The sequence below is a fragment of the Amycolatopsis sp. NPDC026612 genome, assembly GCF_040638285.1.
GTDB lineage: Bacteria > Actinomycetota > Actinomycetes > Mycobacteriales > Pseudonocardiaceae > Amycolatopsis.
This window is the reverse complement of sequence record NZ_JBEZYB010000029.1, coordinates 52,535-72,517: the sequence shown is the minus strand read 5'-3', so window position 1 is coordinate 72,517 and position 19,983 is coordinate 52,535. Positions and strand designations below refer to the sequence as shown.

Below are 19,983 nucleotides of genomic sequence, written 5' to 3'. Positions count from 1 at the left end.
TTAAGGGTCGTTGCGGGCGCCTCAATCGGAGAGCGAGCCCGGTTGAGGCTCCCGAAAGGTGAGTGGTGGGCTTGCGCGCCCTAGGTTTTGTCCTGCCCGGGGTGAGCGGCCGATGACCGTCACCGTGGATCCTGCGGTACCCCCTGCCGCTGAAGTGACCGTCGCCGGCCGGGCCCTGTTCTGGTCCGGCCTCGGCGCCGGCGAGCGCACCCTCCTCGACATTCTGGCCGTCACGGCCGAGTGGCACCCGAACGCCGCCGCGATCGACGACGGCACCACCACCCTGACCTACCGGCGGCTCCTCGAGGAGATCGACGTCTACGGGCGCCGTCTCAAGAGCTACGGCGTCGGCCTCGGCGACCGCGTCGGCATCCGGATCTCCTCCGGCACCGCCGAGCTGTACGTCGCCATCCTCGCCACCCTGTCCGTCGGCGCCGCCTACGTGCCGGTCGACGCGGACGACCCGGACGAGCGCGCCGAGCTGGTCTTCGAAGAAGCCCAGGTCGCGGCCGTCGCCACCGACGGCACGATCAACGTCCACAGCACGCCGGGCGGGCGCAAGGGCGTCCCCGGCCCGGCCGACGACGCCTGGATCATCTTCACCTCCGGCTCCACCGGCAAGCCCAAGGGCGTCGCGGTCACCCACGCGAGTGCCGCCGCCTTCGTCGACGCCGAGGCCGAGCTGTTCCTCACCGAAGAGCCCGTCGGTCCTGGCGACCGCGTGCTGGCCGGCCTGAGCGTCGCCTTCGACGCCTCCTGCGAAGAGATGTGGCTGGCCTGGCGCTACGGCGCCTGCCTGGTCCCCGCACCCCGCGCGCTGGTCCGCACCGGCGTCGACCTCGGCCCGTGGCTGGTCGCGCAGCGCATCACCGTGGTCTCGACCGTGCCGACGCTGGCCGCGCTGTGGCCCGCGGACGCGCTCGAAGACGTCCGCCTGCTCATCTTCGGCGGCGAGGCCTGCCCGCCGGAGCTGGCCGAGCGCGTCGCCGTCGAAGGCCGCGAAGTCTGGAACACGTACGGCCCGACCGAGGCGACCGTCGTCGCGTGCGCCGCGCAGCTGACCGGCGACGGCCCGGTCCGCATCGGGCTGCCGCTCGCCGGCTGGCAGCTCGCCGTGGTCAACGACGAGGGCGAGCCCGTCGGCATGGGCGAGACCGGCGAGCTCGTCATCGGCGGGGTCGGGCTGGCCCGCTACCTCGACGCGGCAAAGGACGCCGAGAAGTTCGCCCCGCTGCCGTCCCTGGGCTGGCAGCGCGCCTACCGCTCGGGCGACATGGTCCGCGCCGAAGAAGAAGGCCTGCTGTTCCTCGGCCGGCTCGACGAGCAGGTGAAGCTCGGCGGCCGCCGCATCGAGCTGGGCGAGGTCGACGCCGCGCTGCAGGCCCTGCCGGGCGTGCAGGGTGCGGCCGCCGCGATCCGCCGCACCAAGGCCGGCAACCAGGTCCTCGTCGGTTACGTCGTCCCCGGCACCGAGCCGTTCGACCACGACCGAGCCGCGACGCGCCTGCGTGAGCACCTGCCCGCCGCGCTGGTCCCGCTGCTCGCCGTCGTCGACGACCTCCCGACGCGCACCTCCGGCAAGGTCGACCGCAACGCCCTCCCGTGGCCGCTGTCCACAGTGGAGGCTTCCGGGCTGACCCCGACCGAGACGTGGCTCGCCGAAGGCTGGGCCGAAATCCTCGGCGTCTCGGTCGACAGCCCGAAGGCGGACTTCTTCACCCACGGCGGTGGCAGCCTGACCGCCGCGCAGGTGGTGGCCCGCATCCGCACCCGGCACCCGCAGGTGTCGGTGGCCGACATCTACGCCTACCCGCGGCTGGGCGCGCTGGCCGCGATGCTGGACGCGCTCACCGGCCAGGCCACCGAGCGCCGCGACATCGCGCCGACCCCGCGTCGCGCGGGGGTCATCCAGACCCTGCTGATGGTCCCGCTCATGAGCCTCGCCGGCCTGCGCTGGGCCACACTGGCCGCCGCGCTGTCGAATGTCCTGTCGCTGCTCGGGTTCGCCTGGGCGCCGACGCTGAGCTGGGCCTGGATCGGCCTGGCCTGGGTGGCGCTGTTCAGCCCGGCGGGCCGGATCGCCATCGCCGCGGGCGGCGCGCGCGTGCTGCTGTCGGGGGTGCGCCCCGGGACCTACCCGCGCGGCGGGAGTGTCCACTTGCGACTGTGGACGGCCGAGAAGCTGGCGGAGTTCAGCGGCGCGGACAGCGTCGCCGGGGCGTCCTGGATGACGACGTACGCGAAGGCGCTCGGCGCGCGGATCGGCAAGGACGTCGACCTGCACTCGCCGCCGCCGGTCACCGGCTTCCTCAAGCTGGGCCGGGGTGCGGCGATCGAGCCCGAGGTCGACCTGACCGGCCACTGGGTCGACGGCGACCGCGTGCACATCGGCAAGGTCCACGTCGGCGCGGAGGCCCGGGTCGGCGCGCGCAGCACGCTGTTCCCCGGTGTCCGCGTCGGCAAGGGCGCGGAGATCGCGGCCGGGTCGACCGTCCGCGGTGCCGTCCCGGCCGGGCAGCGGTGGGCCGGTTCGCCGGCCGCGCGCGTGGCCAAGGACGAGCGCGACGCCCTGAAGTGGCCGTCGAGCCGTCCGCCGCGGTCGCACTTCTGGGCCGCGGTCTACGGCGTGACCTCGCTGGCCCTCGGTTTCCTCCCCGGGGTCGCGGCGCTGGCGGGGGTGGCGGTGCTGGGCTGGGCGATCGCCGGAGCGCCCACGCTCCTGGCCGCCTTCACCCAGGCGCTGGTCTTCGTCCCGGTCGCCACCGTCGCGTACTTCGGCGCCTACCTGCTGTTCGTGCTGGCCGGGGTCCGGTCGCTGAGCATCGGCATGGTCGAGGGCTACCACCCGGTGCACGGCCGGGTCGCGTGGCAGGTCTGGGCGACCGAGCGCCTGATGAGCATGGCCCGCGAAGGCCTGTTCCCGTTGTACGCCAGCCTGTTCACGCCGGTGTGGCTGCGCCTGCTCGGCGCCAGGGTGGGGCGCAACGTCGAGGCGTCGACCGTCCTGGCCCTGCCGAAGATGACCAAGGTCGACAGCGGCGCGTTCCTCGCCGACGACACGATGGTCGCCACGTACGAGCTGGGCCACGGCTGGCTGCACGTCGCCCCGGCCCGGATCGGCAAGCAGGCCTTCCTCGGCAACTCGGGGATGACCGCGCCCGGCCGTTCGGTGCCGAAGCGCGGCCTGGTCGGCGTCCTGTCCTCGACGCCGTTGAAGGCGAAGAAGGGTTCGTCGTACCTCGGCATGCCGCCGCTCCCGGTCCGCCGCGCGATCGGCGACGCCGACACGAGCCGCACCTACACCCCGGCGCTGCACCTCAAGGCGGCGCGGTCGCTGGTCGAGCTGTGCCGGATCGTCCCCGTCATGTGCGGGGTCGCGCTGACCGTCGTGGTCGCCTTCGGCCTGCTCTGGACGGCTTCGGCGGCCGGCTTCGGCGTCGCCGCGCTGCTGGCCGGGCCCGCCCTGCTGGCCGCCGGGATCGTCGCGGCGCTGACGGCGACGGTGATGAAGTGGCTGCTGGTCGGCAAGTTCCGCGAGATCGACCACCCGCTGTGGAGTTCTTTCGTCTGGCGCAACGAACTGGCGGACACGTTCGTGGAGTCCCTCGCGGTGCCGTGGCTGATCGGCTCCGTCGGTGGCACCCCTCTGCTGCCGGCCTGGCTGCGCACCATGGGCGTCAAGATCGGCCGCGGAGTCTGGCTGGAGACGTACTGGCTGCCCGAAGCGGACCTCGTCGAGCTGGGTGACGGCGCGACGATCAACCGCGGCTGCGTCGTGCAGACCCACCTGTTCCACGACCGGATCATGAGCATGTCGCGGGTGACGCTCGGTGAAGGTGCGACGCTCGGCCCGCACGGCATCGTGCTGCCGGGCGCGGGCATCGGCGCCCGGACGGCGGTCGGCCCGGGCTCACTGGTGACCCGCGGTGACGAGGTCCCGGCCGACACCCGCTGGCTCGGCAACCCGATCTCGACTTGGCCGGGTAAGTAACGAAAGCGGGACCAGGCGCGCCGGACTCACCCGTCCGTGCGAGCCTGGTTCCAGCACGCACGAGGAAAGGTTCGCCACGGGTGATTTCGAAGGCCCCCGCTCCCGGCGCGGACACCTCCGGCGACCCCTACCTGCCCGCGCACGGCAACGGTGGCTACCGGACCCGGCACTACGACCTGAACCTCGACTACAAGGTCGCGCCCAACCGGCTTTCGGCGTCGGCGGTGATCACCGCGGAGGCGACGCAGGCGCTTTCCCGCGTCAGCCTCGACTTCGGCGAGTTCCGGATCAACCGCGTGCTCGTCGACGGGAAGCCCGCCAAGTACCTGAAGCGCGGGGTCAAGCTGCACGTCAAACCGGCGAGGTCGATCCCGGCGGGTGCCGCGTTCACCGTCGAGGTGCACTACGTCGGCAACCCGCGCCCGGTGGGGAGCCGCTGGGGTGACGTCGGCTGGGACGAGCTGACCGACGGCGCGCTGGTGGCGAGCCAGCCGGTCGGCGCGCCGTCGTGGTTCCCGTGCAACGACCACCCGTCGGACAAGGCGTCGTACCGGGTGAGCGTGACGACGGCGTCGCCGTACCAGGTCGCGGTCACCGGCACCCTGGTCGAGCGCGCCACGTCGGCCAGCACCACGAAGTGGGTCTACGAGCGGCACGAGCCGACGGCGACGTACCTCATGAGTGTGCAGATCGGCCGTTACGACGAGGTCGAGCTGACCGGTCGCGGCTGGTTCCCGCACACGGGGGTGGGGCCGCGCCGGCTGAGCCTCGGCTTCGGACGCGCGAGCGGCCAGGTGGAGGCGGTTTTCGAAACCGTGCCCCAGCGGGCCTTCGTGCCGCCGCGCCTGCGCCGCGCGTTCGACCGCGACTTCGGGCGGCAGGGCCGGATGATGGAGTTCCTGCAGCGGCTGTTCGGCGCGTACCCGTTCCCCGAGTACGTCATCGTCGTCACCGACGACGACCTCGACGACCCGATCGAGGCGCAGGGGATGGCCATCTTCGGGGCCAACCACGTCGACGGCCGCCGCACCCACGAGCGGCTCGTGCTGCACGAGCTGGCTCACCAGTGGTTCGGCAACAGCCTGACGGTGGCCGACTGGCGGCACATCTGGCTGAACGAGGGCTTCGCGACGTACGCCGAGTGGCTGTGGTCGGAGGAGTCGGGCGGCCCGTCCGCTTCGGCGCTGGCCCGCGACTGGCACGCCCGCATCAAGGCCAAGCCGGCCGACGTCCGGATCGCCGACCCGGGCGTGGCGCGGATGTTCGACGAGCGGGTCTACAAGCGCGGCGGCCTGACGCTGCACGCACTGCGGGCGGAGATCGGGGATCTCGCGTTCTTCGGGTTGCTGAAGGCGTGGGCCGAAGAGCACCGGCACGGGCTCGTCACGACGGAGCTGTTCGTGGCCACGGCGGAGGCGCACGCGGGGCGGGCGCTGAGCGCGTTCTTCACCCGCTGGCTGGACACCCCGGTACTGCCCCCGTTGCCCGTTTCGTAGGTCCTGGCGTTCACGGTCGTGACAGCTCGTTCACGGCTCTGAACACATGCATCCTTTCGGCGGGATACATCCGATGTATCTACGGCTTTCTCGGGAACAACCCTGGTATTTCGGCTCTGTGTCTGGAAACATCCCGGGCGCCCACCGTTGATCTCGGCGAAACGTAGTATGAATCCGGAGGCGCTTCATGGATGCAGTGTCCCGGCGGACGGTGCTCCGCTCTGCTTCGGTCGTCGCGGGGGCCGCCGCGTTCGGCGGCCTCTGGGGCAGCGCGGCCCCGCCCGCCCTCGGTGCCGGCCACCCGGCGAACCCCCATCGGGACGTCGCCGCGGACGCCCGGATGGTCTGGAAACGGCTCCCGAAAAGCTGGCAGGAAGGTCCGTTCCTGGCCAACGGCTACCTCGGCGCGCAGGTCTACGCCGGGACGACGCCGCAGGTGCTCAAGGTGATGCTGAGCCACACCCAGGTCCAGGACCAGCGGATCCAGTGGGAAGCGGGCATCGGGCTGTCCCGGCTGCCGATCGGCTTCCTCACGCTCACCCTGGCCGGCGCGATCACCGGCGTCGACTGGACGCTCGACCTGTACAACGCCGAACTCGGCGGCACCATCACCACGACGCGGGGCTCGGTTTCCTTCTCCGCCGTCGTGCACAACGACCTCGGTGTGCTGCTCGTTTCGCTGACGCCGAGCGCCGGGGAAACCGGGGCCACCTGGGCGTTCCAGCCGCTGGAGTCGGCGACCACCCGGACCGTCCGCAAGCCGCCCGAGTACGTCGCCAACCCGGCGCCCGAGATCGGGGCCGGCTACTGCGCGCAGCCGATGCTCGCCGGCGGCGGGTACACCACGGCCTGGCAGGAGCGCGCGATCGGCACGCGACGGCTGTTCGCCGCCGCCGTCGCCTACAGCTTCCCGGGCATGACGCACACCGCCGACGCGCGCAACGCCGTGCGGAAAGCGCTTGCCGCGCACCCGGACGCGCTGCTCGCCCGCCACCGGCGCTGGTGGAACGACTACCACCGGCGCAGCTTCGTTTCGGTGCCCGACAAGCAGGTGCAGCGGTTCTACTGGATCCAGCTGTACAAGATCGCGGCCGCCACCCGCGCGGACGGGCCCGTCGTGTCCGAATGGGGCCCGTGGTTCCCCGAGGTCGGCAACAGCTGGACCGCGGTCTGGTGGAACCTCAACGTCCAGGTCACCTACCCGATCGTCAACAGTAGCAACCACCCCGAACTCGACGCCGTCACCGAGACCTTCCGGCGCGACCACGCGAACCTCGAGGTGTCCGTCCCGCCCGCGTACCGCGATGGCGACACGTACGCGCTCTCGCACCCCGGTGACTGGCGGCTGCGTCCCGGCGGCACGCGCTCGGTGGGCGTCCCCGGGACGACGTCCAAGACCGACCAGACCGGGAACCTGCTGTGGGGCCTGCACAACGTGTGGCTGGCCTACCGGCACCACCTGGACCGGCGGGTGCTGCGCGACGTCCTGTACCCGACACTGGCGAAGGCGCTGAACTTCTACCGCCACTTCCTGTTCACCGGCCCGGACGGGGCGCTGCACCTGCCGCTGACCCGGTCGCCGGAGTACGCCGACGCGCCCGACTGCACCTACGACCTGTCGCTGATCCGGTGGGCGGCCCGCACGCTCGTCGACTCCGCCCGGATCCTGCGCCTCGACGAGCCACGCGTGCCGGTCTGGCGGGAAATCAGCGCGAAGCTCGTCCCGTACCACGAAGACCCCGCCGACGGCGTGCTGATCGGCGACGGCGTCCCCCTGGCCGCCTCCCACCGGCACTTCTCCCACCTGCTGTGGCTGTACCCGCTGCGGGAGAAGGTCTGGGACGCCCCGGGCGACCGGGACGTCATGACGCGCACCTTCAAGCACTGGGTCGCCGACCAGTCGGCGTGGCACGGCTACAGCTACGCGGCCGCGTCCTCGATGAGCTCGGTGATGGACGAGCCCGAAGAAGCGTTGCGGTACCTGAAGTTCTTCCTCGACCGGAACGTCGTGGCCGACACCGAGCTGACGGCGAACACGATGTACCGCGAGGGCAGCAACTTCGCCATCGAGAGCCCGATCACCGCCGCGCAGTCCGTTGTGGACATGCTGATGCAGGGAGCCGGCGGGGTGCTCAAGATCTTCCCGTCGGTGTCGGCGACCTGGCGGGACGCCTCGATCGCCGGCCTGCGCGCGGAAGGCGCGTTCCTGGTGGACGCCTCGCGCCGCGACGGCAGGACGGAATTCGTCCGCGTGCACAGCGAAGCCGGCGAGCCGCTGGTTCTCCAGCACGGCGTCGCCGGGGACGTCGACGTCCGCGACGAACACGGCAGGCGGCTGCCGTGGCGCCCGGCGGGGCCCGGGCGGATCGCCATCGGACTGCAGCGCGGCGGCACCGCCGTCGTCACCCCGCGGGGCGGCCGGGCGGACTTCGCACCCCGGGACGTTCCCGCGCTCGGGCCGGCACCGGCGTGGGGCCTGCCGAGCTGAAACCGCTTTCGACAAGGAGGTCGGAATGGACATCACCCGCAGAACCGTGCTCGGCGGAGCACTCGCCGGGATCGCCGCCGGCGCCGCGGGCATCACCCCCGCGTTCGCGGAAGCGGCCGCGGCACCCGGCAGCGACGACTTCGGCTGGGCCGGGTTCGTGGGCACCGCGGACCTGTACTGGCGGCGGCTGCCGAAGACCTGGTACGAGGGCCCCTTCCTGGGCAACGGATTCCTCGGGTCCGGCATCTACGCCGAGCCGGGGCAGAACGCGATCCGGTTCAACGTCCAGCACAGCCAGGTCCAGGACCACCGCCCGGAGTTCGGCTCGCTGTTCGGCTTGGCCCGGCTCCCGATCGGGTACTTCACGCTCGAACCGGTCGGCGCGATCACCGCGATCGACTGGCGGATGGACCTGTGGAACGCCGAGCTGACCGGCACGATCACGACCGCGGCGGGCAGCCTGAGCCTGCGCGCCATCATCCACACAGGACAGTCGCTCCTCGCCGTCGAAATCCGGCCGTCCGAAGGGGAACGCGGGTTCAAGTGGGTGTTCCACCCGGCGGTCGCGGTCAGCCCGCGGGCCGACCCGGTGTGGAACAAGCCGCCGCCGGCGGGGTACACGGCGAACCCGCCGGTGCAGTTGTCGAGCAGTGGTGACGCCCGGCTGGCCGTCCAGCCGCTGCTCGCCGGCGGCGAGCACGTGACGGCGTGGCGTGAAGTCACGCGCGGCGGTGCGCGGACGTTGTACACGTCGGTGGCGTGGTCGCACCCGGAGAAGACGTCGGTGGCGCGGGCGCTGGGCACGGTCCGCCGGGTCTGGGAGTTCGCCGCACTCACCCAGGACCACCGGCGCTGGTGGCACGGCTACTACCGGCAGAGCTTCCTGTCCATTCCGGACACCCGCCTGCAGAGCTTCTACTGGATCCAGCTCTACAAGGTCGCTTCGGCGGCCCGCCGCGAGGCGCCGGTGATGGCGACCTCCGGGCCGTGGCTGGAGAACACGCCGTGGCCCGCGACGTGGTGGAACCTCAACGTCCAGCTCGAATACTGGCTGATCCACGGCTCCAACCACCTGGAGCTCGACGCGGTCAGCTACGCGCTGGACAAGTACCGGGGCAACCTGACGAGCCAGGTCGCGCAGCCCTACCAGGCCGACTCCGCGGGCATCCCGCGCACCACCGACATGACACTGCTCAACGGCGTCTCGAACCCGACCAGCGGGTTCCCCGTCGGGATCCCGGGGAAGGACACGCCGACGCCGGAGGTCGGCAACCTGACCTGGGCGCTGCACAACGTGTGGCTGTCCTACCGGCACACGATGGACCGGAAGCTGCTGTACGGCACGCTCTTCCCGTTGCTGCGCCGGGCGATCAACTACTACCTGCACTTCCTCGCGCCGGGGCCGGACGGGAAGCTGCACCTGCCGCCGACGTTCTCCCCGGAGTACGGCGTCAACGCCCCGGACTGCAACTACGACCTCTCGCTGATCCGCTGGGGCTGCAAGACACTCCTGCAGACCGCTCCCACCGATCCGCTGGCCCCGAAGTGGCAGAACGTCCTCGCGACGCTGGTGGACTACCCGGCCGACGTCAACGGCTACATGATCGGCGCCGGGGTGCCGTTCGCGAAGTCGCATCGGCACTACTCGCATCTGCTGCAGATCTACCCGCTCTACGACGTCACGTGGGAGCAGCCGGAACACCGGCAGATCATCGAGACGTCGCTGAACCACTGGGTCGGCTTCGAAGGCGCGCTGCAGGGCTACACCTTCACCGGGGCCGCGTCGATTTCGGCGCAGATGCTGCGGGGCGACCAGGCCGCGTTCTACCTCGGCGAGCTGCAGCGGCGGTACATCCAGCCGAACACGATGTACAAGGAGTCCGGTCCGGTCATCGAGACGCCGCTGTCGGCGGCGAAATCGCTGCAGGACATGCTGGTGCAGAGCTGGGGCGGGGTGCTCCGGCTGTTCCCGGCGGTGCCGTCGGCGTGGGGTGACATCGCGCTGCGGGACTTCCGCACCGAGGGTGCGTTCCTGCTCAGCGCGTCCCGGGCCGGCGGGAAGACGCGGTGGCTCAAGGTGCACAGCGAAGCCGGGGCGCCGTGCGTGCTGCGGCCGGGTATCGACGGCGACCTCGCGGTGACGGATGCGCGGGGCCGGGCCCGCCGCTGGCAGCGGCTGGCCAACGGGGACGTCCGGATCGAACTCGGGCGCGGCGAGGACGCGTTCGTCCACCGGAAGGGGGACCGGCCGGACTTCGGCGTCCGGCCGGTCGCGCCGGGCGGCGCGAGCGTGCCCTGGGGCCTTCCGTGACCCGAGCCGGCTTCCCGGGTTCGCGCCCGGGAAGCCGGCTCGCACGGCAGAATGGTGCTCTCCGACGAGGGGAGCGTGGATGAGCGAGCCGGACGGCAGGCCGGGGCCCGGCCACCTGCCGTACCAGTACCCGCAGTGGCCGCCGCCCGTGCCGCCGAAGCGGTCTTCGGCCACGGCGATGGCGCTGGTGACGGCGTCGGTCGTGGTCGTCGTGGTGATGGCGCTGGCGTTCCTGGCCTGGGGCTACCCGGGGTTCCTGCGCAAGCCCGACGGCCAAGCCGGCGGCGCGTTCCGGAGCACGGCACCGTCGTCGACGTCCGCTCCGGCCATTGCGCCCGGTACGCCGGCCGCGATCCCCGGCGGCCGGGCCCCGATGCCGAAGCGGCCGAGGCCGCTGGCCGACCCGGTGACGTGCGCGTTCACCCCCGACAGCGGCTCTCCGGCGCCGAAGAAGGTCGCGCTGCCGCCCGACGGCCCGGCGCCGTCGTCCGGGACCGCCGGGGTCCGGCTCGTGACGAGCGCGGGCGACATCGGGCTCACCCTGGACCGCGCGCTGGCGCCGTGCACCGTGGTGAACTTCCTGAGCCTGGCGAACCAGGGTTTCTACGACGGCACGTCGTGCCACCGGCTGTCCGTGACAGCCGGGCTGCAGATGCTCCAGTGCGGTGACCCCGTCGGCGACGGCACCGGCGGGCCGGGCTACACGATCCGGGACGAGGTGTTCCCGGCGCTGACGTACGGCCGCGGCGTCCTCGCCATGGCGAAGACGACCGCACCGGACTCCGGCGGCTCCCAGTTCTTCCTGGTCTTCGGCGACACGGAGATCCCGCCCGAGTACACGGTCTTCGGCAGCATCGACGGCCCCGGCCTCGAGGTGCTCGACGCCGTCGCCCGCGCCGGGATCGACCCGGCCAAGCCGGGCATCGGCGACGGCAGCGGCCCCCCGAAGCTCCCCGTCACCCTCACCAAGGTCACCGCCACCCCGTAACTCGCGTGATCAGAACCGTAACTCGCGAGTTCCGGCTCCAATCACGCCAGTTCCGGGCTCAATCACGCGAGTTACGTGCTCAATCACGGGCCAGGAGGCGGCGGAGGGCCTTGAGGAGGGCCTTGGCGTGGCCGGCGTTGCCCCGCGCCGGCCGGACGGTGGTGACGGCCGGGCTCGGCGCGGGGCTGGTGGTGGGAGCGCTGCTCGGGTTGACCGACCCGGTGAGCCGGGTCAGCGGCTATGACTGGGTGCGGTGCCTGCTGATCGGTGCGGTCCGCGGCGGCGCCCTCGTGGCGGCCGGTTATGTCATCGTCTGGCCGCTGACCAGCCGGCGGACCCGATCAGAGGTCCAGCACGAGCCGCGGTGACAGCGCGCGGGACACGCACGGGTACATCCGGCCTCCAGCGGCGCCGATGTCGTCGCGGTGCTCGGGTTCCCCCTCGACGACCGTGATCTCGCAACTCCCGCAGACCCCTTCCCGGCACGCGGACGGCACCGGGCGTCCGGCGTGGTTCAGCGCGTCCAGCAACGACTCGTCCGCCGGGACCTGGATCGTCCCCCCGGAACGTGCGCACACCACCTCGAACGGGGTGTCCGGCCCGAACGTCCGCCGGGTGGGCTCAAACCGTTCGGTGTGCACCCGGGGGAACACCGCTTCGGCCGCGTCCACCATCGCCGCCGGGCCGCAGCAGTACACCTCCGCGGCCGGGAACTCCGCCGCCAGCGCCGCGAAATCGGGCCGCGCGAGCCGCACGCGATTTCCGTACCGCGAAGTGAGTTCCGCGGCGAACGGCCGGGACCGGCCCGCGTACACCAGCGTCACCGCGGCACCGGAAGCGACGGCGGACCGCAGCATCGGCACGATCGGCGTGATCCCGATCCCGCCCGCCACGAACAGGTATTCCGCCGCCGGGAGCAGGGGAAAGTGGTTGCGGGGCAGCGAAACCCGCAGCGTCCGGCCCGGTTGCAGGAACAGGTGGACGTACTCCGAGCCACCGCGGCTCAGCGGGTCGTGGCGGACCGCGACGCGGTAGGCCGACAGGTCACCGGGGTTGCCGCACAGCGAATACTGGCGCGTCAGCCAGTTCGGCAGCTCCAGGTCGATGTGCGCGCCCGGCTCCCACGGGGCCAAGGGACCTTCGTCACCGCGCAGGACGAGGGAGACGACGTCGTCGGTGACGTGCTCGACGCGTTCCAGGATGGTTTTCTGCATGTCGGGCACGTCAGTACAGCTTCCGGTAGCCGTCTTCGAGGAGCTGGTCGAGCAGCGCCGGGTCGACGTTCATCTTCTCGCCGGCGATCTCGCCTGCCGACGGCAGTTCCGCCGCCAGCGCCTGGCTCGCCGGGTCCCACAGGCGCGACCGGATCAGCGCGCGGCCGCAGTGGAAGTACACCTCGGCGACGTCGACGACGATCGCCAGCATCGGCGCCTTCGCCTCGGTGCGCATCCGGGCCAGCACGTCCGGGTCGTCGGTGACGTACGCGCTTCCGTTGACCCGCAGTGTTTCCCGCATGCCGGGAACGAAGAACAGCAGGCCGACGCCGTCGTTCTCGGCGATGTTGCGGAACGAGTCGGCGATCTTGTTGCCGAGCCGGTCGGGCAGCGCGACCGTGCGCTCGTCGAGGACCTTGACGAAGCCGGGGTAGTCGCCGCGGGGCGAGCAGTCGGCGCGGCCCGCGGCGTCGGCGGTGGCCAGCGTCAGGAACGGCGAGTGCGCGATGAAGCGGCGGGCGTGCCGGTCGATGCGGTCGCCGATCTTGGCCTTGATCATCGCCTCCGGCTCGCCCAGCCGGGCCGCCACCTCGGCCGGGGAGACGCGGTGCAGCATGTTTAGGCTGGTCATGGCACAATTATGAGCAAATATTCAGCTCTTGACTACTCGCTTTCCCGGGGGGATCCGTGCCGTCGGACCAGCGCCGCATCCAGCCACGTAAACAGCCGCGTCAGGTGCGCGCCGAGCTGACCCGGCAGCGGATCCTGACCGCGGCTGCTCACGTTTTCGCCGACCACGGCTACGCCGCCGGCACCACCAACCGCATCGCCGAGCGCGCCGGAATTTCGATCGGCTCGCTGTACCAGTACTTCCCGAACAAGGACGCGATCCTCGCCGAGCTGCTGACCCGGCACCTCGACGACGGCACGGCGGCCGCGGCGAAGGTCATGACCGGCCCGCTGCCCGGTTCGATCGAGGAGGTCTTCCGCGTCTTCGTCCGGCTCACGGTCGAATCCCACCTGGACGACCCCCACCTGCTGCGGATGCTGATCGAGCAGGCCCCGCGGTCGACCGAGCTGCTCGAGAGGATGGGCCGGCTGAAACGGACCATGGTCGGCTACACCCGCGACCTCCTGGAGGGCCACCCGGAGGTCCGCGTCGCCGACACCGAGACGGCGGCCCGCCTGGTCATCGCGACGATCGAGCTGGCCGTCCACGACCTGCTGGCCGAGCCCGATCCGATCGACGCCCGGCGGCTCGAAGAGGAGATGGTCGCGATGCTGACCCGGTACGTCAGGGGGTGAACCGGTAGGCGCGCCCAGGCCGGGCTCGTACCCGGGATGGACGAGCCCGGCACCCGTTCACTGCACCGCTTGCGCCACCAGCGCGGCTTCGGTTCCAGGACCGGCGCGTTCGCCGTGACGACGGCGTGGACGCGCTCGGCCGGCACCCGGTCCGGCGGCGCCATCTCCGCGATCTTCGCGAGCACCTCCCGTTCCGCCTGAGCCGCCTTGTCGGCTTGGGAGGCGCGCCACCCAGGCCGGGTACGCGGGTCCGAACATCGAGGCGGGTCGCGCGCCGGGCGGGGGTCGGGAAGCACACGATCCACCGGCGCCGGCCGTCCATGGCGGCGCTCCTGCTGGACGCGCTCAGCTTCGTGTGGACGACCGCGCCGAGGCACAGGGCGACGAGACGCTCCGGGCCACCCTGCACGAGCGGTTCCTGCGCACGGTCGAGGAGCGCACGCTCGCCCGGATCACCCGGGCTCAGGAGGCGGGCCAGCTCGTCGGCGGCGTGGACCTGACGTTCCCGGCCGAAGTCCTGTGCGGCACGCTGTCCCTGGCCGCGAGTGCCGCCTGGGTGCGGCTGGTGACGCCGAGCTTGGCCAGGACGTTGCCGACGTGCACCTTCACCGTCCGCTCGGCCAGCCGGAGCCGGGTCGCGATGTCGCGATTGGACAGTCCTTCGCCGAGCAGCTCCAGCACGTCCCGCTCGCGCGGTGTCAGTGCACCGCCGCCACTCAGTGCGGCTGCCGCCGCCGGGCTCAGCGCGGTCACGCCTTGGTGGGCGGCGCGGACGGCGGCGGCGAGCTCGTCGCCGGAGGAGTCCTTCAGCACGAACCCGGCCGCGCCCGCGTTGAGGGCTTCGCGGATTTCGCGCGGACGGCCGACCGTGGTCAGCATCAGCACCCGCGGTGCCGGGGGCCCGAGCCGGCGCAGCACCTCGAGGCCGTCCATCCCGGGCAGGTAGAGGTCGAGCAGCACCACGTCGGCGGCCACGATCGAGGCGAGCAACTCGGGCCCGCTCGCGTACTGCGCGACGACGTCGAGGTCCGGCCGCGCACCCAGGATCAGCGCGATCCCCTCGCGCACCAGGGCGTGGTCGTCGACGACCTGGACGCGGATCATGCCCGGCACTCTACTGTCGGCCCATGCGCAAGTCTCTCGGCACGACGGCGGCGGTGGCCGCGGTGTTCTTCGCGAGCGGCGCGTGGACGCCGCACCAGGGCTGGTTCGCCGCCGTGCTCAGCGCCGCCCAGCTCGCCCCGCTGCTGTGGTCCCGCCGGGCCCCGGTCCTCGTGCTGACGGTGGTGACGCTCGCGACGGCCGGGCACCTGCTGCTCGACCAGCCGCGCAACACGATGTACGTGCCGGTGCTGCTCGCGCTGTACAGCACGCCCCAGCGGTGGCTCGCGGGTGCGGCGGCGCTGGTGATCGGCGGCGCCGTCTTCCCGGCGAAGGGGCCGGTCGATGGCACTGTCCTCGCCGTCACGATCTGCGCGGTCGCCTGGCTGCTCGGGGCCGAACGCCGTCGCGCGCTCGCCGACCGGGCCGAGCGCGCGGCCCGGCGGCTGCACGACACGCTCGCCCAGACCACGGCCGTCATGCTCGTGCAGGCCGAAACGCTGCGCGCGGTCGGTGACCTGACCGACGCCGACCGCGCGCGCCTGGACACCTTGCTGGCCGCCGGGCGCGGCGCGCTGACGCTCGTCCGCCGCACGCTGGACGACCTGCGCGAGGACACCGAACGTGCCCCGGACCTCGCCGAGGTGCTGGCCCGGCTCCGCACCGCGGGACTGGTCCTCGACCGCGACCCGGTGCTGCCCGCGCTGCCGCGTCCGGTGCGGGAGCTGGCCGAGCGGTTCGTCGCCGAGACCGCGGTGAACGCCTTGCGGCACAACGGTCCCGGCGTCCGCCTCCGGTACGACGTCGAAGCCGGCGACCGGGTGACGATCACCGCGCGCAACGCCGTGAAGGGGACTCCATGCTCCGGCGACGGCTATGGGCTGGCCGGGCTCGCGGAGCAGGCCGCGGCGACCGGGGGTGCGCTGAGCCACGGCGTGCGGGACGGCGAGTGGGTGGTCAGTGTCGGGCTGCCAGCAGCTGCGACACGGTCACGAACCGGTAGCCGCGCTGCTTGAGCCGGTCGATCACCGGCCCGATCGCCGCCCGGGTCTCCTCGCGCGCCGGGTACATCCCGTGCAGGAGCACGATCGAGCCGGGCCGGACCTGGTCCACCGTCGCCGAGGTGATCGTGGCGGCGTCCGGGGCGCCGTCGGAATCGGGCGCGACGTCCCAAGTGATCGTGGTGCGGTGGTGTTCGGCGAGGTAGTGCGGCAGCGCGAAGAGTTTCTTGCCGTTCGGGGGCCGGAAGAGGATCTCGCCGGTGTAGCCGGTGGTCCGGATCAGCGCGTCGGTGGCTTCGACCTCGTCGGCGACCCAGGCGGGCGTCACCCCGATCATCCGGTCGTGGGAGAAGCTGTGGTTGCCGATCTCGTGGCCCGCGGCGGCGATGTCGTGGGCGAGGCCGGGGTGCGCCGCGATCTCGCGGCCGATGAGGAAGAAGGTCGCCGGGACCTCACGACTGCGGAGGGTGTCGAGGATCGCCTGGGTACCGGCGGGAGCGGGCCCGTCGTCGAAGGTGATGGCGACGATCTTCTCGGTGGTGTCGACCCGGTCCACGAGGCTGCCGAAGAACTGGAAGGTTCGCGACTTCGACACCTCGAACAGCGTGAAGGCGGCGGCGAGGACGACGACGAGAACACTCGCCACGACGATGGCCCGCTTCCGGGCACGGCGGGAATTCAAGATCATGCCGCCACCCTGGCGAGCGCGTTCCGGCGCGGGAAGCCGCGAAGGTACTAGTACCTTCGCGGCGATCGCGGCTCAGAGCGGGTTGAAGACGCCCAGGGGAGCGGTGCAGAACGGGCCGCCGACGTACTCGGCCGCGGGACCCGTCGGAGCGGGCTTCGAAGCCAGCTGCTCCGCGTACACCTCCGCGTCGTCCAGGGACTTGTAGCCCAGCGCCTCCGCCTCGGTCAGCGAGTAGATCCGGCGCGTGTTGTCCGAGACGCCCCAGATCAGCCGGTAGCCCGGCGAAGGCGCCGAAAGGCAGGCCTCGAACAGCCGCGCGCCGTCGTCGGGGGAGAGCCACGTCGTCAGGCCGCGCGGCCCCAGCGGCAGCGGCGTCTCGAAGCACGACCCGATCCGGATCACGATGACGTCCATGCCGAAGCGGGAGTGGTACAGGCTGCCCAGCGCCTCGATCGCCGCCTTGCTGACGCCGTAGTACGTGTCCGGCCGCGGCGACGAGTCCGCGGGCAGGTCTTCGTCGATCCGGCGGAACCCGACCGAGTGGTTGCTCGACGCCAGGATGACGCGCTGGATGCCGGCCTCGCGGGCCGCCTCCAGGACCGTCCGGGTCCCGTTGATGTTGACGTCGAGAGTCGCCTCCCACGAGTTCTCGCGGCTGTGGCCGCCCAGGTGGATCAGCGCGTCGACGCCTTCGCACGCCGAAGCCATCGCCTCGGGGTCGGTGACCGAAGCGGTCACGACCTCTTCGCCCTCCGACGCCGTCTGCGGCGCCAGGTCGAGCAGACGCAGGACCCGGCCGTCGCGCTTGAGGCGGGGGCGCATCAGGGTGCCGACGACACCCGCCGACCCGGTGATGAGCACACGCTGGTCCGTCATGGGGTTCCTTTCAGGAGGGGTTCAACGGATGCCGGCCCGGCGCAGCTGCTGCCCGAGCTCGGCGGTGGTCTCGGCGAGCAGTTCGCCGACGCGGCGGGCGTCCTCGTCGGTCACCTGGGCGATCGGCATCGAGCAGCTCATCGCGTCGGTGGCCGGGATGCGGTAGGGGATCACCGCGGCGACGCACCGGACGCCCAGTGTGCCTTCCTCGACCTCGGCGGCGTACCCGCGTTCGCGGGTCGCGGCGAACTCGGCGTGCAGGCCTTCGAGCGAGGTGATGGTGTTCGGCGTCAGCGCGGTCAGCATCGGCGGCATCAGCGCTTCGATCTCGTCGTGCGTCAGCTCGGCCAGCAGCGCCTTGCCCAGCGCGGTCGCGTGCGCGGGCAGCGTGCGCCCGACGCGGGAGACGAGGTGGGTGGAGCGCTGCGACTCGCGCGTCTCCAGGTAGACGACCTCGGTGCCGTTGCGGCGCGCGAAGTGCGCGGTGAAGCCGGTCTTCTCCCGGATCCGTTCCAGCGCTTCGGTGGCGAACGGGACCACGGCGTCGCGGTCCAGGTACGCCGTGCCGCAGATCAGCGCGCGGACGCCGAGGCGGTAGCGGGCGGTGTTGGCGTCCGCCTCCAGCCAGCCGGCCTCCAGCAACGTCCGCAGCAGGCCGTGCAGCGACGAACGCGGGAAGCCGGTGCGCGCGTGCAGGTCCGACAGGGACAGCCAGACGTCGTTCGCCGCGAACGTCTCGATGAGGTCGACGGCCCGGCGCGCGGATTTGACGCCCGAGGTCTCGACGGGAACCCCGTCGGGCGCCGCCGGGTTGTCCACCTTCTGCGGCATTTGTGCGCCTCCGTCCGGCCGTTGACTTGTGACTCCGGCCATATTAGCGTCCCGAACAACGTTCTTATGGATGAACATAATCACTATAACAGACTCCGTTCATGGATGTGAATATCTCGTTCGAGACCGCATCACCGTGGACGCGGAAAGGAGCCTGCGGTGCACGCACTCGACTGGGCGATGGTCTGCGCGTACTTCGCGCTGATGATCGTGATCGGCTGGTGGTCGCACAAGAGAGTCAGCGACGTGAAGGACTTCTTCACGGCCGGTGGCAAGATGCCGTGGTGGCTGGCGGGCATCTCGCACCACATGTCCGGCTACAGCGCCGTGCTCTTCGTCGCGTACGCGGGCGTCGCGTACACCACCGGCGTCACCGTGTACTTCTGGGGCTTCGCGAGCATCGGCATCGGCGTGGGCATCGGCAGCTGGCTGTTCGCCGCCCGCTGGAACCGGTTGCGCTCGAAGCTCGGCGTCGCCTCGCCGCTGGAGTACCTGGCCAAGCGGTACAACGTGCCGACGCAGCAGGCGCTGGCCTGGAGCGGCAGCCTGCTGAAGATCTTCGACATCGCCGCCAAGTGGTTCGCCGTCGCGACGCTGCTGCACGTCTTCGCCGGGCTGGACTACAACCTCGGCATCCTCATCACCGGCGCGGTCACCCTGGTCTACTGCACCATCGGCGGCCTGTGGGCCGACGCGCTCACCGACTTCGGCCAGTTCGTCATCCAGGCCATCGCCGCGATCGTGATGATCGTCGTGGTGCTGGGCAAGCTGGGCGGGATCTCCGCGCTCTGGACGATGTGGGACAAGCTGCCCGAAAGCCACGTCGACCCGGTGACGTCCAAGTACACCACCATCTTCCTGCTCGTCTACGTGCTGGTGAAGACGCTGGAGTACAACGGAGGCATGTGGAACCTGGCGCAGCGGTACATGGCCGCGCCCACCACCCAGGCGGCCAGGCGCGGCGCACGGCTTTCGTCGGCGCTGTACCTGGTGTGGCCGCTGGTGCTGATGTTCCCGATGTTCGCGGCGCCGCTGCTCATCCCCGGCGTCAAGGACCCGACACAGTCCTACGCGATCATGACGACGACGTTCCTGCCGCCGGGCCTGGTCGGCCTGGTGCTGGCCGGCATCTTCTCGCACACGATGGCGATGGTTTCCTCCGACGCCAACGCGATCTCCGCGGTGATCACCCGCGACATGATCCCGGCGATGTTCCGCCGGACGCGGCAGTGGACCGACGTCCAGGGGCTCAAGGCGGCGCGGATCACCACGGTGATCTTCGTCGCGCTGACGATGGTCGTGGCGACGCAGGCGCAGAACCTCGGTGGGGTGCTGCAGATCGTCGTCAACTGGGTCGCCGCGCTGATGGGCCCGATCTCGATCCCGCTGCTGCTGGGCATGCTGCCGTGGTTCCGCAAGTGCGGCCCGCGCGCGGCGCTGGTCTCCTGGGCGGGCGGCCTGATCGACTACGCGCTCTGCTACTACGTCTTCAACGCGAACCAGACGGTGCTGATCGCGACGCCGATCCTGGTCTCGCTCGCCCTGTACGCCGGTCTCGGCCTGCTCGCTCCCGAGCGCAGCGCGGCCGCCGATGAGATCGTCGACACCGTGAACGCCGACGACGACGTCGATCGCACGAAGGAAGGCACAACCGTGCCGGCCTGACGTCGGCCACCCCCGGCCGAAACCGAAA

At 71.5% G+C, this 19,983-nt stretch carries 16 protein-coding genes; 10 read left to right on the top strand and 6 right to left on the bottom strand.

The features are described 5' to 3' along the window. The first annotated feature begins 112 nt into the window (after nucleotides 1-112). From AB0F15_RS25100 to AB0F15_RS25075, 6 genes are all read left to right on the top strand, one after another. On the top strand, nucleotides 113-3,991 hold the full coding sequence (locus AB0F15_RS25100; protein WP_360274773.1) for a Pls/PosA family non-ribosomal peptide synthetase: 3,879 nt from the start codon (nucleotides 113-115) through the stop codon (nucleotides 3,989-3,991). An 80-nt stretch (nucleotides 3,992-4,071) separates the two neighbouring features. Beyond that, nucleotides 4,072-5,487, top strand: a complete 1,416-nt coding sequence (locus tag AB0F15_RS25095) for a M1 family metallopeptidase (protein ID WP_360274770.1) — start codon at nucleotides 4,072-4,074, stop codon at nucleotides 5,485-5,487. 187 nt (nucleotides 5,488-5,674) lie between these two features. Continuing rightward, nucleotides 5,675-7,975: a glycoside hydrolase family 95-like protein gene (locus AB0F15_RS25090; protein ID WP_360274767.1), complete on the top strand. Its 2,301-nt coding sequence runs from the start codon at nucleotides 5,675-5,677 to the stop codon at nucleotides 7,973-7,975. Nucleotides 7,976-8,000: 25 nt separating this feature from the next. Beyond that, complete coding sequence (locus AB0F15_RS25085) at nucleotides 8,001-10,286, top strand: Tat pathway signal sequence domain protein (protein ID WP_360274764.1); 2,286 nt, start codon at nucleotides 8,001-8,003, stop codon at nucleotides 10,284-10,286. 79 nt (nucleotides 10,287-10,365) lie between these two features. Then, the gene (locus AB0F15_RS25080) at nucleotides 10,366-11,274 is read left to right on the top strand and encodes a peptidylprolyl isomerase (RefSeq protein ID WP_360274761.1); all 909 of its coding nucleotides are present in this window, start codon (nucleotides 10,366-10,368) and stop codon (nucleotides 11,272-11,274) included. Nucleotides 11,275-11,396: 122 nt separating this feature from the next. Next, nucleotides 11,397-11,642, top strand: a complete 246-nt coding sequence (locus AB0F15_RS25075; protein WP_360274758.1) for a hypothetical protein — start codon at nucleotides 11,397-11,399, stop codon at nucleotides 11,640-11,642. Here AB0F15_RS25075 and AB0F15_RS25070 read toward each other — a convergent pair. Then, nucleotides 11,616-12,488 carry a PDR/VanB family oxidoreductase gene (locus tag AB0F15_RS25070; RefSeq protein WP_360274755.1) on the bottom strand — a complete coding sequence of 291 codons (873 nt, stop codon included), beginning with the start codon at nucleotides 12,486-12,488 and terminating at the stop codon, nucleotides 11,616-11,618. The genes AB0F15_RS25075 and AB0F15_RS25070 overlap by 27 nt on opposite strands. 10 nt (nucleotides 12,489-12,498) lie before the next feature. Next, nucleotides 12,499-13,119 carry an MSMEG_1061 family FMN-dependent PPOX-type flavoprotein gene (locus AB0F15_RS25065; protein ID WP_360274753.1) on the bottom strand — a complete coding sequence of 207 codons (621 nt, stop codon included), beginning with the start codon at nucleotides 13,117-13,119 and terminating at the stop codon, nucleotides 12,499-12,501. Nucleotides 13,120-13,175: 56 nt separating this feature from the next. Here AB0F15_RS25065 and AB0F15_RS25060 point away from each other — a divergent pair, with 56 nt between their 5' ends. Next, complete coding sequence (locus AB0F15_RS25060) at nucleotides 13,176-13,793, top strand: TetR/AcrR family transcriptional regulator (RefSeq protein WP_360274750.1); 618 nt, start codon at nucleotides 13,176-13,178, stop codon at nucleotides 13,791-13,793. A 69-nt stretch (nucleotides 13,794-13,862) separates the two neighbouring features. Further along, nucleotides 13,863-13,994 carry a hypothetical protein gene (locus AB0F15_RS25055; RefSeq protein ID WP_360274825.1) on the top strand — a complete coding sequence of 44 codons (132 nt, stop codon included), beginning with the start codon at nucleotides 13,863-13,865 and terminating at the stop codon, nucleotides 13,992-13,994. Nucleotides 13,995-14,255: 261 nt separating this feature from the next. On the opposite strand, the gene AB0F15_RS25050 is transcribed toward AB0F15_RS25055, so the two are convergent. Next, nucleotides 14,256-14,897 (bottom strand): response regulator transcription factor, encoded by a 642-nt coding sequence (locus AB0F15_RS25050; protein WP_360274748.1) that lies wholly within the window; start codon nucleotides 14,895-14,897, stop codon nucleotides 14,256-14,258. A 23-nt stretch (nucleotides 14,898-14,920) separates the two neighbouring features. On the opposite strand from AB0F15_RS25050, the gene AB0F15_RS25045 reads away from it, so the two are divergent. Further along, nucleotides 14,921-15,910 carry a histidine kinase gene (locus tag AB0F15_RS25045; RefSeq protein WP_360274745.1) on the top strand — a complete coding sequence of 330 codons (990 nt, stop codon included), beginning with the start codon at nucleotides 14,921-14,923 and terminating at the stop codon, nucleotides 15,908-15,910. Here the strand turns inward: AB0F15_RS25045 and AB0F15_RS25040 are convergent. The 3 genes from AB0F15_RS25040 to AB0F15_RS25030 all read right to left on the bottom strand — a co-directional run bounded on the left by AB0F15_RS25040 (nucleotide 15,852) and on the right by AB0F15_RS25030 (nucleotide 18,290). Beyond that, entirely contained in the window at nucleotides 15,852-16,583 is a 732-nt protein-coding gene (locus AB0F15_RS25040; protein WP_360274743.1) for a polysaccharide deacetylase family protein, read from the bottom strand. The two genes, AB0F15_RS25045 and AB0F15_RS25040, sit on opposite strands and share 59 nt — an antisense overlap. Nucleotides 16,584-16,655: 72 nt before the next feature. Beyond that, nucleotides 16,656-17,459: an NAD(P)-dependent oxidoreductase gene (locus AB0F15_RS25035; RefSeq protein ID WP_360274740.1), complete on the bottom strand. Its 804-nt coding sequence runs from the start codon at nucleotides 17,457-17,459 to the stop codon at nucleotides 16,656-16,658. A 21-nt stretch (nucleotides 17,460-17,480) separates the two neighbouring features. Continuing rightward, the gene (locus AB0F15_RS25030; protein WP_360274738.1) at nucleotides 17,481-18,290 is read right to left on the bottom strand and encodes an IclR family transcriptional regulator; all 810 of its coding nucleotides are present in this window, start codon (nucleotides 18,288-18,290) and stop codon (nucleotides 17,481-17,483) included. A 159-nt stretch (nucleotides 18,291-18,449) separates the two neighbouring features. Between AB0F15_RS25030 and AB0F15_RS25025 the strand changes: the two genes are divergently transcribed. Further along, nucleotides 18,450-19,955, top strand: a complete 1,506-nt coding sequence (locus AB0F15_RS25025) for a sodium:solute symporter family protein (RefSeq protein ID WP_360274735.1) — start codon at nucleotides 18,450-18,452, stop codon at nucleotides 19,953-19,955. The last annotated feature ends 28 nt before the right edge of the window (nucleotides 19,956-19,983 follow it).

Bases quoted from the DNA above. Each gene is read 5' to 3' on its own strand.
- AB0F15_RS25070 (WP_360274755.1), bottom strand. From the start codon at position 12,488: ATGCAGAAAACCATCCTGGAACGCGTCGAGCACGTCACCGACGACGTC.
- AB0F15_RS25090 (WP_360274767.1), top strand. From the start codon at position 5,675: ATGGATGCAGTGTCCCGGCGGACGGTGCTCCGCTCTGCTTCGGTCGTC.
- AB0F15_RS25035 (WP_360274740.1), bottom strand. From the start codon at position 17,459: ATGACGGACCAGCGTGTGCTCATCACCGGGTCGGCGGGTGTCGTCGGC.
- AB0F15_RS25040 (WP_360274743.1), bottom strand. From the start codon at position 16,583: ATGATCTTGAATTCCCGCCGTGCCCGGAAGCGGGCCATCGTCGTGGCG.
- AB0F15_RS25080 (WP_360274761.1), top strand. From the start codon at position 10,366: ATGAGCGAGCCGGACGGCAGGCCGGGGCCCGGCCACCTGCCGTACCAG.
- AB0F15_RS25100 (WP_360274773.1), top strand. From the start codon at position 113: ATGACCGTCACCGTGGATCCTGCGGTACCCCCTGCCGCTGAAGTGACC.
- AB0F15_RS25050 (WP_360274748.1), bottom strand. From the start codon at position 14,897: ATGATCCGCGTCCAGGTCGTCGACGACCACGCCCTGGTGCGCGAGGGG.
- AB0F15_RS25030 (WP_360274738.1), bottom strand. From the start codon at position 18,290: ATGCCGCAGAAGGTGGACAACCCGGCGGCGCCCGACGGGGTTCCCGTC.
- AB0F15_RS25085 (WP_360274764.1), top strand. From the start codon at position 8,001: ATGGACATCACCCGCAGAACCGTGCTCGGCGGAGCACTCGCCGGGATC.
- AB0F15_RS25065 (WP_360274753.1), bottom strand. From the start codon at position 13,119: ATGACCAGCCTAAACATGCTGCACCGCGTCTCCCCGGCCGAGGTGGCG.
- AB0F15_RS25045 (WP_360274745.1), top strand. From the start codon at position 14,921: ATGCGCAAGTCTCTCGGCACGACGGCGGCGGTGGCCGCGGTGTTCTTC.